Source organism: Marinomonas sp. GJ51-14 (genome assembly GCF_055808695.1).
Genome location: NZ_CM147879.1, coordinates 1,076,713 through 1,092,082, shown reverse-complemented (window position 1 = coordinate 1,092,082; position 15,370 = coordinate 1,076,713). Strand labels below are relative to the sequence as shown.

Annotated in this window: 14 protein-coding genes; 6 read left to right on the top strand and 8 right to left on the bottom strand. The window is 42.0% G+C overall.

The genetic code is table 11. The features are described 5' to 3' along the window. Positions 1 to 13: 13 nt before the first annotated feature. Positions 14 to 1,174, top strand: coding sequence for a GNAT family N-acetyltransferase (locus AC0L3Y_RS05370; RefSeq protein ID WP_473469652.1), 1,161 nt, complete (start codon positions 14 to 16; stop codon positions 1,172 to 1,174). On the opposite strand, the gene hmpA is transcribed toward AC0L3Y_RS05370, so the two are convergent. Beyond that, entirely contained in the window at positions 1,171 to 2,361 is a 1,191-nt protein-coding gene (hmpA, locus tag AC0L3Y_RS05365) for an NO-inducible flavohemoprotein (RefSeq protein WP_473469650.1), read from the bottom strand. The two genes, AC0L3Y_RS05370 and hmpA, sit on opposite strands and share 4 nt — an antisense overlap. Before the next feature lie 217 nt (positions 2,362 to 2,578). On the opposite strand from hmpA, the gene norR reads away from it, so the two are divergent. Further along, a complete protein-coding gene (norR, locus tag AC0L3Y_RS05360; RefSeq protein WP_473469648.1) occupies positions 2,579 to 4,168 on the top strand; it encodes a nitric oxide reductase transcriptional regulator NorR in 1,590 nt (529 codons plus the stop codon). Between the two features lie 23 nt (positions 4,169 to 4,191). On the opposite strand, the gene AC0L3Y_RS05355 is transcribed toward norR, so the two are convergent. The 4 genes from AC0L3Y_RS05355 to AC0L3Y_RS05340 all read right to left on the bottom strand — a co-directional run bounded on the left by AC0L3Y_RS05355 (position 4,192) and on the right by AC0L3Y_RS05340 (position 5,832). Then, positions 4,192 to 4,908, bottom strand: a complete 717-nt coding sequence (locus AC0L3Y_RS05355; protein ID WP_473470593.1) for a DMT family transporter — start codon at positions 4,906 to 4,908, stop codon at positions 4,192 to 4,194. Between the two features lie 8 nt (positions 4,909 to 4,916). Beyond that, positions 4,917 to 5,078 carry a hypothetical protein gene (locus AC0L3Y_RS05350; protein WP_473469646.1) on the bottom strand — a complete coding sequence of 54 codons (162 nt, stop codon included), beginning with the start codon at positions 5,076 to 5,078 and terminating at the stop codon, positions 4,917 to 4,919. A gap of 93 nt (positions 5,079 to 5,171) precedes the next feature. Next, the gene (locus tag AC0L3Y_RS05345) at positions 5,172 to 5,615 is read right to left on the bottom strand and encodes a group II truncated hemoglobin (RefSeq protein ID WP_473469644.1); all 444 of its coding nucleotides are present in this window, start codon (positions 5,613 to 5,615) and stop codon (positions 5,172 to 5,174) included. Position 5,616: 1 nt separating this feature from the next. Continuing rightward, entirely contained in the window at positions 5,617 to 5,832 is a 216-nt protein-coding gene (locus AC0L3Y_RS05340; RefSeq protein ID WP_473469642.1) for a hypothetical protein, read from the bottom strand. Positions 5,833 to 6,236: 404 nt separating this feature from the next. On the opposite strand from AC0L3Y_RS05340, the gene AC0L3Y_RS05335 reads away from it, so the two are divergent. Beyond that, positions 6,237 to 7,526 (top strand): MATE family efflux transporter, encoded by a 1,290-nt coding sequence (locus AC0L3Y_RS05335; protein WP_473470592.1) that lies wholly within the window; start codon positions 6,237 to 6,239, stop codon positions 7,524 to 7,526. Here the strand turns inward: AC0L3Y_RS05335 and AC0L3Y_RS05330 are convergent, their stop codons facing one another. Next, a complete protein-coding gene (locus tag AC0L3Y_RS05330) occupies positions 7,527 to 8,306 on the bottom strand; it encodes a GntR family transcriptional regulator (RefSeq protein WP_473469640.1) in 780 nt (259 codons plus the stop codon). 240 nt (positions 8,307 to 8,546) lie between these two features. Here AC0L3Y_RS05330 and AC0L3Y_RS05325 point away from each other — a divergent pair, with 240 nt between their 5' ends. Next, on the top strand, positions 8,547 to 11,405 hold the full coding sequence (locus AC0L3Y_RS05325) for an FAD-binding and (Fe-S)-binding domain-containing protein (RefSeq protein ID WP_473469638.1): 2,859 nt from the start codon (positions 8,547 to 8,549) through the stop codon (positions 11,403 to 11,405). 123 nt (positions 11,406 to 11,528) lie between these two features. Here AC0L3Y_RS05325 and AC0L3Y_RS05320 read toward each other — a convergent pair whose 3' ends face one another. After that, a complete protein-coding gene (locus AC0L3Y_RS05320) occupies positions 11,529 to 12,332 on the bottom strand; it encodes a TSUP family transporter (RefSeq protein ID WP_473469636.1) in 804 nt (267 codons plus the stop codon). A gap of 253 nt (positions 12,333 to 12,585) precedes the next feature. Here AC0L3Y_RS05320 and AC0L3Y_RS05315 point away from each other — a divergent pair, with 253 nt between their 5' ends. After that, a complete protein-coding gene (locus AC0L3Y_RS05315; protein WP_473469634.1) occupies positions 12,586 to 12,801 on the top strand; it encodes a DUF2798 domain-containing protein in 216 nt (71 codons plus the stop codon). A 78-nt stretch (positions 12,802 to 12,879) separates the two neighbouring features. On the opposite strand, the gene AC0L3Y_RS05310 is transcribed toward AC0L3Y_RS05315, so the two are convergent. Further along, entirely contained in the window at positions 12,880 to 13,527 is a 648-nt protein-coding gene (locus AC0L3Y_RS05310) for a pyridoxamine 5'-phosphate oxidase family protein (RefSeq protein ID WP_473469632.1), read from the bottom strand. A 104-nt stretch (positions 13,528 to 13,631) separates the two neighbouring features. Here AC0L3Y_RS05310 and pdxR point away from each other — a divergent pair, with 104 nt between their 5' ends. Then, the gene (gene pdxR / locus AC0L3Y_RS05305) at positions 13,632 to 15,158 is read left to right on the top strand and encodes a MocR-like pyridoxine biosynthesis transcription factor PdxR (RefSeq protein WP_473469630.1); all 1,527 of its coding nucleotides are present in this window, start codon (positions 13,632 to 13,634) and stop codon (positions 15,156 to 15,158) included. Positions 15,159 to 15,370: the final 212 nt, after the last annotated feature.

The following is a 15,370-nucleotide window of genomic DNA, read 5'->3' as shown; positions in this document are numbered from 1 at the left end:
AAGGTTGAAAGCGATGAAAGCGCAGTGGTTTAATTCAGTTGATCAAATAGGCGAAGCTAAATGGCAAGCGGCTATTGGTGAAACTCGTTATCCTTTTGCGCAATTTTCCTTTCATAAGGCGCTTGAGCAAAGCCACAGTATCGGTGATGGAACGGGTTGGTATCCTGAATACTTGTTAGTCATAGACGATGATGATGAACCATTGGCGATTGCCCCAACCTATCTGAAAACGCACTCTCAGGGGGAGTTTGTGTTTGATTGGTCATGGGCCGACGCTTATCAGCAACATGGTTTGCAGTATTATCCAAAACGCATTTGGGCGATTCCTTTCTCCCCTGCTACTGGTCCGCGAGTTTTTTCTCACCTTGATCCAAATGGCGACGATGCTTCTTTTGCCCATTTGTATTCGGCTTTAACGGAACTCATGACACAGGCGAACCAAGAGCGTGGCTTTTCAGGCTGGCATTTGTTATTCGCCAAGGAAGAGCATGCCAATTTGCTTGCTGCAAACCAAAACCTCCTGCATCGAATTTCCTGTCAGTTTCATTGGTTCAACCGTGATTATCAGAGCATGGACCATTACTTTTCTCACTTCTCTAGTCGTAAGCGTAAGGCGGCGCGGAAAGAGCGAGAGAAAGTCATTGCTCAAGGCGTTACTTTAGATCGTAAATTAGGCAGCGAACTAACATCTGAAGAGATTGATTTTTTCTACATGTGTTATCAATCGACCTACGCCAAACGAGGTCAGCGTGGCTATTTGACGCGAGACTTCTTTGGTTTGTTGGCAGCAACCATGGGCGAGCAAATATTGTTGGTACAGGCTTATAACGACGGCGAGCCGATTGCGGCGTCTTGGTGTTTCTTTGATGACCATTCACTGTTTGGCCGCTATTGGGGATGTATGGAAGAAGTAGATTGCTTGCACTTTGAAGCCTGTTATTACCAAGGCATCGAGTTCTGCTTAGAAAAAGGGTTACAACATTTTGATCCAGGCACTCAAGGGGAACACAAAATAGCGCGAGGTTTCGAACCTGTGTTTAGCCACAGCATTCATCATATTGCTCACGAGGGTTTTCGTGAGGCGATTGGTAATTTCTGTGAGGAAGAAGCTATTGCAGTGCGTGAGTACCATCAAGATACCCACGCGTTGTTGCCGTTTAAACAGAGTGATTAAAGATCTTGGTGTGGACCGAACAATTCGTAATGAATACGATCCGCTTGCACGCCTAGAGTTAGTAGCTGTTGTTTGACAAACATCATGAAGCCCAATGGTCCACATAAGTAAAATTCACCATCTGTAATAGGTAGATCATTTTTGATGGATTCTAGCATCATGTTGCCTTCGTAAACGCCTTCTTCTGTTTTATCTGTCTTTTCATACCAAGTATGTACGCTCAACGGTAAAGACGTTTTTAGACCTTTCACATGATCTTTAAATGAATGTTGGCTTGGTACTGCGCAAGCATGTAAGTAGCTGATTGGTTGTGCGTAACCTTGTTTTGCGAAGGTATCCAGCATGGCTTGCATTGGCGTTAAACCCACACCGCCAGAAATTAGAACGACAGGTTTTTGCTTGTCTTGGAAGTAAAAATCACCCGCAGGTGGCATCAATTCAACTTCATCACCTACATTAAGGTGATCATGAAGATAGTTAGACATGACACCGGCAAGGTCGCCACTGCCTTCACGTTTCACACTAATGCGGTAAGTTTCACCATTTGGTGCTGTAGACAAAGAATATTGACGAATTTCTTCGTATTGGTTGCCTTTAGGATGCAGTTTTACCCCTAAGTATTGGCCTGGAAGATAATCAATGACAGCGCCTCCATCAACAGGTGCGAAAACAAAGCTGGTGACCAATTCTGACTCTGGTGTTTTAGAAATGACTTTGAAGCGACGGAAATCTTTCCAGCCACCAGACTGTGCAGCGCGTTCTTCATAAAGATCACCTTCTATCTTGATGAAGATCTCCGCCAGTTGTCCGTAAGCAGCTACCCAAGCGTCTTCTACATCTTTGGTAAAAGCGTCAGGGGCTAATTCTCGTAGAGTTTCAATCAAGTGATGACCAACAATATCGTACTGATCTGGCTTGATGTTAAAGCTAGTGTGTTTGTGAGCAATACGCATCACGGCAGTTGTCAGTACTTCCAAGTTATCAATGTGTGTTGCATAGGCGGCAATGGCATTAAACAAGGCGGCTGGCTGGCGTCCTGTTTTTTGATGGGTCATGTTAAATACGTCTTGCAGCTCAGGGTTATGAGAAAACATACGCTTATAGAAATGTTCTGTAATCGCTGGACCTGCAGAGGCTAATAGTGGAATAGTGGCTTTTACAGTGTCTATATGTTGTTGAGATAACATAGCGCTTCCTTAATTAATGAGATAAATAAACCGTTTGTTGTTCATGTCTTATCCCTTCTATTGCGAGCTTTGTGCCAATTTAAAATAAACAATAAAAACATATACTTAAGTTTTATTTGTTATTTAAAGAGTCAATAAGACTCATATAAAATAAAGTCTATATGTTATCTTTGAGTCAATATGACACAGACATAATATACTTGATGAGTTGACCACTATGAATCAGATTTCAAACAACGCCCTACTTAGCTTTGCGCTCGACCTTGCTAGTGCAGTTACCCAACCTAATCGTTTTGAACAATTGGTGTACGCCGTGCGCGCCACCATCAATTGTGATGCGGTTGTTTTACTAGTGAACAACAACTATGTGCTGATACCGATTGCTCAACGTGGTTTGTCTGATGACCTTATGGGAAGGCGCTTTGCTATTGGAGAACACCCTCGACTCAAAGAAATCTGTAGTGGTCATTATCCTGTGCGATTTCCTGCTGACTCAGAATTGCCAGATCCTTATGACGGAATGGTGATTGGCCATGATGATGATTTAAGAGTGCACTCGTGCATGGGTGTACCTTTGCATTTGGAAGGCAAGCTTATTGGTGTGGTGACCTTAGACAGCATTACACCGGGCGTATTTGACAATATCGATTCAAGAGCATTAGAAATCATTGGCGCTATGTCTGCGATGACCCTAAATACAGCCATTTTGATGGAACAACTGGAAGATAAAACACAGCGAGCACAACACGTACTCCAAGCCATGAATGAACAAGCCCAAGTAAAAGATGGCGGCGAGATGATTGGCCAAAGTGATGTTATGAAGGCGCTAGATCAAGCGATTAAATTGGTAGCACCTTCTGATTTTGCGATTTTGATTGAAGGGGAAACGGGTGTCGGGAAGGAACTCGTAGCACGTATGCTCCATCAAACTTCATTACGTTCCGCATCGCCTATGGTGTATGTGAATTGCGCAGCGATTCCTCATCATTTAATTGAAAGTGAATTGTTTGGTCATGTGAAAGGGGCTTTTACTGGCGCTGACCGTGACCGACAAGGAAAGTTTTTACTTGCAGATGGCGGAACCTTGTTCCTCGATGAAATCGGTGAATTACCATTAGAAGTTCAAGGAACTTTACTAAGAGCCATTCAAAACCAAGAAATTCAAGCAGTTGGTAAAGATCAAGTTCGTAAAATCGACGTGAGAATCATCGCAGCCACCAATCGCCATTTGGAAACTGAAGTCAGGGAACATCGTTTTCGTGCTGATCTATTCCATCGCCTCAGTGTGTTCCCTATTCAAGTTCCTGCTTTACGCCATCGACAAGGGGACATTCCATTATTAGCTGGCTTTTTTGCTGAGCGCTTTCGTCGTAAGTTAGGTTTGCAGCAGTTAAACTTATCCAGTTCAGCAATAGAGCTATTAGAAGCCTATCGCTGGCCTGGTAATGTACGCGAACTTGAACATGTTATCTCTCGTGCGGCTTTGTTTGCTAAGGCTGACACTCCAACAGGTATTACTGTGATATCACCTGCTCATTTAACAGGGTTACAATTAAGCCAAGAAATAAAAGAAAGGATACAAAATAAAACAAACAATATGCCAAAAAACACCAGTGAAGCGAAAGGAAAAATAGATTTTCGTTTAGAAACAGAAACTTATCAGCGTAATTTGATTCGATCTGCATTAGATAAAACGAACGGGAATTGGACCAAAGCCGCCGAACATTTGTCAATGGATAGAGCCAATTTAGCACGGCTGGCTAAGCGACTTGGCATTAGGGTTATTAAAGAGGTTGTTGCGAAGTAATCATTTTACTAAAACCGACTAAATCAGAGAGTCGGTTTTATGACTGTTTTTAAAGTGAAGCCTGTTGTTTTAATTGTACCCGCTATAACTAAAACAGCGCCGATTAGTGTATGCCATCCGACCATTTCATCTAAGAAAATCACACCCCATAATACCCCGAAAATAGGGATTAAAAAGGTCACAGTTAAGGTCGATGGCATTCCGATATCGTTTAATAACTTAAAGAAAATCAGAAACGCGACGCCTGTACAAATAACGCCTAGTGCTAAAACAGAAGCAACCACAACCCAATCAATATCGGTGACAGTGTTAGGCGGGATAAAGAATAAAAGCGGCGTAATAAACAAGGTCGCCATAAACATTGATCCGTAGGCGTTTGCTATTGGGTCTACCTTTTTCGCTGTTTGAGTGTAAGTGCCCACTATGCCATAGCAAATTGGCGCACACAGCACAACGAATACTGCGAACAGATTGTTACCTTCGAATAACTCAGGGTCAAGTCCAACAATCACAGCGACACCTAATAAACCGAGACATAATCCAAAGACTTTCCCCGATTCCAGTTTTGTTCGAAAATAGAGTGCGCTTATTGCGGTACCAAAAATAGGCGTTAAGGCGTTTACTACAGACATTAATGATGCGGTTAAATATTGCGCTGCGTAGCCATAACAAAGGAAAGGAATAGCGGCACTTAAAATTCCCATCACTGCATAATGTTTGCCATGCTCTTTAAAATTAATTTTCTTCTTTAAGGCCAGTGCAACAAAAAAAGAAATAGAGCTGCGAAACCAACACGACCTTCAATAAGCCAAACACCACCCAATGAAGGCGCGCCAATACGCATAAATAGAAAAGATGCTCCCCAAATTGCAGCCAATGAAATAAGGTAATACGCGCTTTTTAAGCCCATGAAAAGATCCTTTAGGAGAGCGATTTATTCGGATTCGAATGGTAGCATTTTTTGCTATAAGGGCATGACGATTCTTTTAAAAATCGGCATATGTTAAAGACCGTGTCGTGCGGCGCTGACTTGGCGAATACGTTCGGCAGGAAACTCTAATTTAGGTAATAAGTAGTTTTTTAGTTCGTCTGAATAACCTAGCTCATCTAAAGCTGCAGCCATGCAATTTAGCCACATAGCTTTTTCTTTTTCTGTTACGACTAAATGGGCGTGAGCTTTAGGAAGGTTAATTTCCCCGTATGTTTTGGCGAACAAACGCTCCCCTCCCATCCAACCTGATAAAAAAGCCGTCAACTTATCTATGGTGAGTTCAATATTACTTGGGTGCATCTCAAATAAAGGTCGAAACTCTGGAGTGTTTTCCATGAGTCGATAGAAGGTTTCAACCAAGGTTCGTAATCCCGTCAGACCACCAACAGCTTGTAATGTACCATCGCCTTCACCGTACTGTATTAAAGGGTTAGTTGGAGTGCTGGAGTTTGTCATATTATTCTGAATCTCGAGGACCGTTTTGATTTTGTTTTTCTGTTTTTTCTTTGTCCATTTTTATCGAGTTTCTGTAACCACCTAAAGCAGCTAGCGCACCAATGATGAAGCTCATATAGAGGGGAATATCGAACAACATAGTGATACTGATGAAGACACAACCTACCGCCAAACCCTCAATAAAAGGCTTTGCTTTCTTAGTGATAAATTTAGACATACAACTCTCTAATATATAAAAAATAAGCGCGAGTTTAGCAAATTTCCTCGATGATGTTAGCTAAATTGTGGAAAAAAGTACGACTTATCCAATATTTAGTAGTGGTGTTTTTATTGTTTCGGAATGTTCTACTGTGTGTACAAAGTGTCCAAAAGTGAAAGAAATGATCATCCATAACCGACATTGGCCTTAAATTTACACATAAATATGAAAAACTGCCGCTAAATGTGAATAACTGCTATGATTTTCCACTTGTTTGAATAAATTCAATTTACTACCTTGGCTGTTTTTTATCCACAGGGAACAACATACCCACAAGCGAGACGTCAGTGTCCAAATTATCTATACATTCTGTTTTCAGCGCCTATCGAGCGAATGTTGTGCTTAACACTAAGATTTGGCGCATGGCTTGGCCACCAATGGTTTCGAACATTACCACGCCGTTACTGGGTTTGGTTGATACGGCTGTGGTTGGGCACTTAGGAACAGCAACACATCTTGGTGCTGTGGCGATTGGCGCGAGCATTTTTAGCTTTCTGTTTTGGGCATTTGGCTTCTTACGTATGGGATCGACCGGATTGACGGCACAAGCGTTAGGACAAGGTGATGAAAGGCGAGTACGAGAGCTTTTGTTGCAGTCTATATTGATGGGGATTTTCATTGGCTTGATGCTGATTTTATTTCGTGCACCTTTAATTGATCTCGCCATCGATTTGATGCAACCCAGTGAAGATGTAGAGCCTTGGGCACGAATTTATTGTGAGGCTCGGATTTTTAGTGCGCCAGCGGTGTTGGCTGGTTACGCTTTAATGGGATGGTTTTTTGGAGTGCAATACTCCAAAGGTGCTTTGTGGATGCTATTGGTGATTAATATTGCCAACATGGCGCTCGATTATTTTGCTGTTTATGGTTTAGGTATGGCCAGTGATGGCGTGGCGTGGGCGACGGTTTTTGCACACTATATTGGCGTTGTTGTGGCGGGTTTACTGGCGTGGCATAAACTAAAAGGTTTCTCCGGTCATGTGCCGATGAAAGCCTTGGTAAAATGGCGAGAATATATAGCCTTAGTACAGGTAAACCGTTATCTGTTTGTACGTACGATTTTGTTGTTATTAGTAATGCTGTTTTTTACCGCTCAAGGGGCACGCCAAGGTGATTCTATTCTTGCCGCAAACGCAGTATTACTGATTTTCTTGATGATCATTTCCAATGCGCTTGATGGTTTCGCCTTTTCTGTAGAAGCCTTGTGTGGCGAATATTATGGACGAAAGGACAAAGATAACTTCCGAAAAGTGGTTCGTCTTTCGACTTATTGGGCATTAGTTGCCGCGATTATTTTAATGCTAATATTTTGGCTCTTCGGTAATCAAATCATCAGTTTATTAACCAATGTTCAAAGCGTTCAAGATGATGCAAAACTGTATCTACCTTGGCTGATTTTCTTTCCTCTGTTGGGTATTTGGTCTTTTATGCTGGATGGTGTCTTCATTGGAACAACCAGCGTGAAGCAAATGCAGAACACCATGATTATCTGTGTTTTAGGTGTTTTCTTCCCTGTTTGGTTTATTACTCAAAATTTGGGAAATCATGGTTTATGGCTTAGCCAAGCGGTACTTTTTCTTGCTAGAGGTGTCACCTTGTATTGGTGCTACTTGAGAAACATGAAGCAAGGAGTTTGGTTTAAGAATACTTAGTTAAAGATCATTATTTTGGTTTCCCGAGCGACGTAAAGAGCGCTCTAAACGTGTTTCTTCTTGGCGCATTCTGAGTAAGTTATCTTCAACAAAAATCAAGTGTTTATGGGATGCATCACGGGCTTGTTCTGCGTTGCCATCCATAATAGCTTGGTAAAGGTCTGAATGTTGTACCATTACCAAACGACGAGCAGCCTTCTTTGAAAATAAGCTTTTGAGGTTGCTTGAAATACTTTTTTCCAAGACCGAATGCAAACTACGTAATGTGTGCATTAGCACGACGTTATGGGCGGCTTCTGCAATGATCATGTGAAATTCCATATCTAGTTTGGCTTCTAAGGCAAAGTTCTGGTCTTGATTCGCTGTTACTAACTGATGGAAGCAGTCCGTTAATTTTGTCTTATCGGCTTCTGTACTTCGCAAGGCCGCGTAATAAGCAGCAAGGCCTTCTAATGCATCGCGAAACTCCAATTGATCGTATAAAAACTCGTTATGGGTGCTGAGTAGATCTTGTAACGGATCGGCAAAGGCGGTGCCAAGTTGATCTGATACGTAGGTTCCGCCACCATGCCGACTGAATAAAACTCCACGAGCTACAAGATTCTGAATGGCTTCTCTCAACGATGGGCGTGATACCGCGAATTGCGCCGCAAGCTCTCGTTCTGGCGGTAGTTTTTGTCCAGCCGTAAAGCTACCTTCTAATATCATGTTTTCTAACTGTTCAATAATAACATCGGAAATTTTACGGTGTTTGACTTGACCAAAAAGGTTGGTAGGCATGACTTTTCCATCTACATTGGTTTACTTGTTAATAACTTAAAAATTGGTAAAACCAATTAAAATGTCGCTAAAATTCGATAAATATTGACTAAAGTATAGGTTGACAAATTATCAGTCGATTCTTATTGTGCAGCAATATCAATAGGTAAATTGGTCTTACCAATTTAAAGCATTCATTGACGGCTTGTCTATGTTTTTTTGTAGATGAAGCAATGTCGCGTTCTATTATGGAATTTCCGTATGACTGATTCTCTCGTGGTTAACAATAAAAAAGCACAATACGATGACTTATATCAGACACTAAAAAATTCAATTGACGACTCTCGGCTGATTCGAGACCCACTCAGAACATTAGCGTACGGTACTGATGCTAGTTTTTACCGTTTGATTCCTCAGATCGTTGTTCGTGTTGATAACGAAGCGGAAGTGAAGTTGGTAATAAACGCAGCAAGAGAGCGGAAGCTACCTGTGACCTTTCGAGCCGCCGGAACGAGTTTGTCGGGTCAGGCTGTATCAGATTCCATCTTGGTTCAACTTTCAGACAACTGGAAAGGCCATCGAATACATGAACATGGTCACAGCATTTCCCTTCAACCGGGCATTATTGGTGCTCGTGCGAACCAGTTATTACTGCCTTTCCAACGTAAAATTGGCCCTGATCCAGCATCAATCAATGCCTGTATGATTGGCGGTATTGCGGCAAACAATGCCAGTGGTATGTGTTGTGGTACGGCGCAAAACAGTTACAACACGATTAAAAGTGCACGCCTTATTTTTGCCGATGGTAGCTTATTAGATACAGCCAACGAAGACAGTCGTTTGGCTTTTGGAAACCAGCATGCAGATTTGCTTGATACCTTAACTCGTTTGTCTCGACAGGTTCAGAGCAACCCTGAATTAGCGGATAAAATAAGACACAAATATCGTTTAAAGAACACTACAGGTTACAGCTTAAACAGCTTGGTGGATTACGAAGACCCTTTCGATATCTTGCTGCATTTGATGATTGGTTCTGAAGGCACGCTAGGCTTTATCAGTGAAGTGACGTACGAAACCGTTTTGGATCACCCAATCAAAGCGGCAGCAATGATCTTCTTTGATGATATGGAAGCCACTTGTCGCGCTGTAACTGCCTTAAAAAGTGCGCCAGTGTCTGCCGTAGAGTTGATTGATCGCGCTGGTTTAAAAGCGGTGGAAGATAAGCCAGGCATGCCAGACATATTAAAAACCCTTGGCGCAAACGCTGCTGGCTTATTGGTGGATGTACGCGCATCTGATAAAGACGAGCTTGCCGCCAATATTATTGCCGTGTCTGCATCTTTAAATGGACTCAATACCATCAATGACATCGAGTTTACGCAAGACAAAGACATTTACGATTCTTATTGGAAAATCCGTAAAGGCTTATTTCCAGCGGTTGGCGCAGTTCGTCCTGTAGGAACAACCGTAATTATTGAAGACGTGGCGTTTCCGATAGAGCAACTGGCGGAAGGCGTTTTGGAGTTACAAGGCGTTTTTCAGAAGTACGGCTACAATGAAGCCATTTTGTTTGGTCATGCGTTAGAAGGCAATTTGCACTTTGTCTTTACCCAAGGGTTTGAAAACCCTGAAGAAGTCACTCGCTATGACAAACTCATGGCGGAAGTGGCTCAATTAGTGGCCGTGAAGTACAAAGGCTCGTTGAAAGCCGAACACGGCACTGGCCGCAACATGGCTCCGTTCGTCGAGCTGGAATGGGGCAAAGAAGCTTATCAGATTATGTGGGAAATCAAGCAAGCGTTTGACCCAATGACTCTGCTCAATCCTGATGTTATCTTGTCCCATAATGCGAATCTGCATATCGAAAACTTGAAACCTATGCCGAAGGCAAATGACAAAGTAGATACGTGTATCGAATGTGGATTTTGTGAACCGGTCTGCCCCTCTAAATCACTAACTTTAAGCCCTCGCCAACGTATTGTTATCTGGCGTGAGATTCAGGCTTTACGAGCTTCTGAGAAAGATCCAGAACGCTTGGCAAGATTGCAAAAAGACTATGATTATCAATCGATAGACACCTGTGCAGCCTGTGGTTTGTGTTCGACTCAATGCCCTGTTGGCATCAACACGGGTGATTTAACACGAGAGCTACGACACGATCGAAATCCAGACAGTAAAGTGGGTTATTGGATCGCGGATCATTTTGAAGGTGTCACCAAAACCGCTAAGCTTGGATTAACGGTAGCGAATGGTGCATGTCATATTTTGGGTAATAAAGGTATGGGCATGGCTACGGGCGCTTTGAATAAGGTGTCTGGCGGTGTCGTGCCTAAATGGCACAATCAAATGCCGAAACCAGCTGGCTTGATTCCTACGTTTGATTGCAGTGATTTAGAGTCGACTGAAACACTGAAAGAAGTAGTTTACTTCCCTAGCTGTGCAACGCGAGTCATGGGGGCAGGACCCAATGCGGAAGACAAACGCTCAGTAATGGCGGTAATGTTTTCTGTGCTTGAAAAAGCAGGTTTTAAAATAACTGTACCTGAAGGTGTAGAAAGCCAATGTTGTGGTATGGCGTTTGAATCGAAAGGTCAATTTGAGGCTGCTCACCAAAAAGCCAATGACCTCAATACGTTATTGCTCGCAGCGAGTGACAATGGACGAATCCCTGTCGTGTGTGATGTGAGTCCTTGTTCATTACGCATGAAGGAAAGTTTAGATCCTCGTTTGGAGTTACATGAACAAGTCGGCTTCTTATCGACTCATGTTATGTCTCATTTAACCTTAAAAGAGAAAGTCGAAAAAATCGCTCTTCATGTCACTTGCAGTACCACCCGAATGGGATTGGCTGACGATTTTGTTGCCTTGGCAAAACAGTTAGCAAACGAAGTCGTTATTCCACCAGACATTACTTGTTGTGGTTTCGCTGGTGATAAAGGTTTCTCAACCCCTGAGTTAAACGCCAGCGCTCTGAAAACGCTCGCCAAAGCAGTAGAAGGTTGTGATGTCGGCTACTCTAACAGTCGAACCTGTGAAATTGGTTTGTCTGAGCACAGCGGTATTGAGTATCAATCTATCGTTTATTTAGTGGATCAGTTGGCTCAGCCTTTGGTTTCTTAGTTGCGTATTATCGGTTAACTCACAACAAAGATCTTAGTAAGCAGCGAACAAAGATCAATGCCTAAAGCGAGGCATTGATCTTGTTAAGCGTTCAACTCTTGTTCTATTTGCTTTTGTCTAAAGCTACAGCATCAAACTAGTGTAAATCCCAAACACGCAGACGATGAGTAACGCGACGCCGATAAATCGGAAGAAGACGGCGGTTTCGGCTTGTTGAATGCGGTTGTAGAACCTTTGTCCAAAAACGTGACCAATTAAAGCGCAAGGCAGTAACCAAAGTTGATGGATAAGTTGTAAGTCGACGCCAGCGATAAGGAATGAGGTCATTTTGATTAAGACCAATATAAACCAAAGGACGAATAAGGTATCGCGCAGTTGATAACGTGACACTTTAGTGGCGAAGACAGAGACGATGAGCGGTGCGCCAATGAGTGAGGTGCCACTCACATAACCGCCAAGCATAAGGAATAAGGTATCGAGGTACTTGTTGTTACTGTAAAACGGTTTGTTCAAAATATATGACACCGCAAAAACCGCGACAATCACAAAAATTACGCCAGTGACTATGTCGCCTGGTAATGTTAGTAAACCAAATACACCGATGAGCTTGGGCACAATCATGATGCCGAGAGCTTTTTTAAGGTACCGCCAATCAATGTTGCTGCGAGTTTCTACTGCTTTACCCTGTTCTGTGGCCAGTTTCGCTTTTGTCTTTGTGTCTTTTGATCCTTGCCATGCAATCCAGCTTGAAAACACCAATAAATGAACGGAAATAATAGGTAAAAATATCAGTGGAGAATTTTCTACTAATAATAAAAAAGGTAATGCTAGTACAGCGCCGCCGAAGCCTAATCCACTACGAACAAAACCGCTCCAGATAAAAATAATGCCAATTAAGGCATATTGCCACCATAATAAATGTTCCATGAGTGTCCTTTGGAATAAAAAATAATCAGTTGGTAAAAAGGGAGCAACGAGTGTAACCAAACTTTGCTTTTATCACACGGCGATTTTTATTAATGCAAAGATGAAAGACCTTAAGATTCGACTCCACAAATGAGGGCTTTGCTTTCTTGGGGTAAATAGAAATGTTAATTAGGGCTGTATTATTTATATCAGTAATTGCTAATATTGTATTTATTGAAATTAGTATTAAAGCATTGCAACAAGGAATTATTGAATGAAGCATCGAATTATTTTTGCCGTACTAATGTCGTTCACTCTGTCATTGTTTATGTCCGCGTGGATTACTTATATGAATATTGGATTACCCTCAGATTTCGTTTCATATTGGATGAATGCATGGGCATTGGCATGGCCAGCTGCAGGTATTATTTCGTTTGTTGTTGGGCCTTTTTTGCACAGTCTGGCACAAAAAATCGCGAATAAAATTTAGTATTTTAGATCTGCCAAAGCGAAAAAATAAACCGTAACTTTTATATTGCGGTTTATTTAATCAACAAAAAAACTTTATTTAAAACGCTTTTGGGGATACAGGTAAAGAGTGTTCCGTCAGTTGTTTTGGATCTTGTTGGTATTTTCCCCACGTGCGATCCATTGGAATCACGCCAGCCCAAACAGGCCAGCTGTAATCTTCTGGGTCATCAATTGGCGGTTCGCCGCGAAATTTCACAGAAGCTTCTTCGATCTTGATCCTTACTAAGCCAGTGGCTTTAATTTCATTGTCGTTAACAGGTCTTAATTGTTCCCAACGGCCAGGGCTTACCTTGTCTAAAAAAATCTTAAACTGACGCACTTTTTCTTCTTTGTTATCAATCAATTCAGGCACACCAAATAGCGTTACAGAACGGTAGTTTACCGAGTGATGCATGGCAGAGCGCGCCATCACTAAACCGTCTAACAAACTGACGTTAATGCACACTTTTTCTGGTGTGTCGATTGGACCTTTTACATTCCGAGCTTTCGAGTGTGCGTGCCAATAAAAGTAATCTCCTTCACGCCAATGGCAGGTTGGTGTGACAAAGACTTGGCCTTCTTTGGTTTGGCCAACATGACACATAAGAGCCGCATCAATGATGTCTAAAGCGGTTGCCTTGTCGTAGCTGGCTCTGTTTGGCCCTCTTTTAACTTTACTTAGCGGTGTTTCTAGTGAATCACTCATTGGTTCAAATCCTTGTCATTGTATTTAAGTGGCGATATAACAAGGTTAAAAGAATCTGGCTTCTATAAAAATGGCCAGAATAGATATAAAAAAACAGGCCAGTTATGAAGTATGCCATTGGCAGTTTGCGTTTTTCTTTAGATGAAGACGGCGCGCCTTATTATCAGCAGTTGATCACCCAGATTCAGCAAGGCATTGTGTCGGGTGAATTATCGGTTGGAGATAAATTGCCTTCGACGCGTTTTTTGGCTGAATCTTTAGGTGTGTCGAGAAGTACAACATCCCGAGCTTACGATCAGCTTCTTGCTGAAGGTATTTTAATAAGTAAGGAAAAGCGTGGCGTGTTTGTTTCGGCTTTACCAATGATTGGTCATTGGCTGTCTCCTTCATCGAATGGAAGAAAAACGCACCATAAAATCACCAAGGATCAGGATACAAAGAAATTTAGTTTCGATGCCGGTGTGGATGTTTCTGTTTTTCCAACGAAAGAATGGGCGACGAGCATGCGCCGCAGTTGGTTAAATCCTGATTTGGCTTTGCTTCAAGGAGGTTATCCAACAGGCTATCCAGATTTAAAAGACGCAATAGTGGATTATTTGTATCGCGTGCGTGGTCTTGAATGCGTGGCTGAGCAAATTATTGTCACGGCGGGAAATAGGGACTCGTTGATTTTATTGCAACATGCACTTACTTCGTTATTAGAATCTCAGCAATCCATATCTAAAAAAACACCAATTTCATGGTGGCTTGAATCCCCTACTTATCCACCGATGCGCGAAGTACTTTCTCAAAAAGGAAAGATAGGCACTATTCATATCGATGATGAAGGTCCTTGTTTACCGGAAGGTGACTCTTGTTTATTGGAACAGAGCTCTGCGAGTGTGGGGATTATAACGCCTAATCGTCAATATCCTTTAGGAACAAGTATCAGCTCGCAACGCCGGCAGCAATGGCTACAGAAACTTCAGCAGGTGTCTTCTGATTGGTGGCTGGTGGAAGACGATTATGACAATGAATTTGTGTATCAAGGCCGAAGTGATGTGCCTTTTATGCAAACAGCAAGTATTCATGAAAAGGCGCGAGATCGTGTGTTTTTCGTGGGAAGTTTTTCGAAGGTATTATTTCGTGGTTTACGATTGGGTTTTATTGTCTCACCGATAAAACAAATAGACTTAATCAAGCAAAGCCAAGTAATACTGGGGTCATCGTCATCTTTACCAGTACAGCCTGCTGTGGCAGATTTTATGATTCATGGTAGCTTTGATCGTCATATCAACCGAATGCGTCGGCATTATCGAATCAAACGAGACTTCCTATTGGCTTTACTCAATGAAAGACTAACTCCATGGTTTGATTGGAAAAAGCCTCGTGGTGGTATGCATATTCTGATTGAGTTTAAAGCCGATGTTCTTAGCATTTTCTCTGATGAATGTTTGGATCGGCGTATTGCCTCCGAGCTGTCATTACAAAACGTATGCCTTTCTACGTTGTCTTCTCATTACCTTGATCAGATGATAACTAGGCAAGGTTTCGTGCTGGGGTTTAGTGGACCAACTGAGTCTACTATGCTTCAAATAGTGGAAGCATTACAGGCTTGGCTAGAATGTACTCTAAAAAATGAAAGTACGTAAAATAATCATTTTGGGCCTATAGTTATTGATAATTCATTAGTTCATTTCGACGATTTTTAGTGCTAACTGAACTATATCTGAGTTTTATTTTTGGTGTGATATCACCAAATAAACTTCATAAATAATAGTAATGAGTATTGCACTATTCATGATGTTAGGAATTGGGCTTTAGATGGATTTATTTTGCCCTTGTAGTATAGTGTGCGCCGTGA

What these genes read in the sequence shown, in the direction of transcription:
- pdxR (WP_473469630.1), top strand. Translation starts at nt 13,632, where the DNA reads ATGAAGTATGCCATTGGCAGTTTGCGTTTTTCTTTAGATGAAGACGGC.
- AC0L3Y_RS05345 (WP_473469644.1), bottom strand. Translation starts at nt 5,615, where the DNA reads ATGACAAACTCCAGCACTCCAACTAACCCTTTAATACAGTACGGTGAA.
- hmpA (WP_473469650.1), bottom strand. Translation starts at nt 2,361, where the DNA reads ATGTTATCTCAACAACATATAGACACTGTAAAAGCCACTATTCCACTA.
- AC0L3Y_RS05315 (WP_473469634.1), top strand. Translation starts at nt 12,586, where the DNA reads ATGAAGCATCGAATTATTTTTGCCGTACTAATGTCGTTCACTCTGTCA.
- AC0L3Y_RS05325 (WP_473469638.1), top strand. Translation starts at nt 8,547, where the DNA reads ATGACTGATTCTCTCGTGGTTAACAATAAAAAAGCACAATACGATGAC.
- AC0L3Y_RS05370 (WP_473469652.1), top strand. Translation starts at nt 14, where the DNA reads ATGAAAGCGCAGTGGTTTAATTCAGTTGATCAAATAGGCGAAGCTAAA.
- AC0L3Y_RS05310 (WP_473469632.1), bottom strand. Translation starts at nt 13,527, where the DNA reads ATGAGTGATTCACTAGAAACACCGCTAAGTAAAGTTAAAAGAGGGCCA.
- AC0L3Y_RS05335 (WP_473470592.1), top strand. Translation starts at nt 6,237, where the DNA reads ATGGCTTGGCCACCAATGGTTTCGAACATTACCACGCCGTTACTGGGT.
- AC0L3Y_RS05320 (WP_473469636.1), bottom strand. Translation starts at nt 12,332, where the DNA reads ATGGAACATTTATTATGGTGGCAATATGCCTTAATTGGCATTATTTTT.
- norR (WP_473469648.1), top strand. Translation starts at nt 2,579, where the DNA reads ATGAATCAGATTTCAAACAACGCCCTACTTAGCTTTGCGCTCGACCTT.
- AC0L3Y_RS05350 (WP_473469646.1), bottom strand. Translation starts at nt 5,078, where the DNA reads ATGGGCTTAAAAAGCGCGTATTACCTTATTTCATTGGCTGCAATTTGG.
- AC0L3Y_RS05340 (WP_473469642.1), bottom strand. Translation starts at nt 5,832, where the DNA reads ATGTCTAAATTTATCACTAAGAAAGCAAAGCCTTTTATTGAGGGTTTG.
- AC0L3Y_RS05330 (WP_473469640.1), bottom strand. Translation starts at nt 8,306, where the DNA reads ATGCCTACCAACCTTTTTGGTCAAGTCAAACACCGTAAAATTTCCGAT.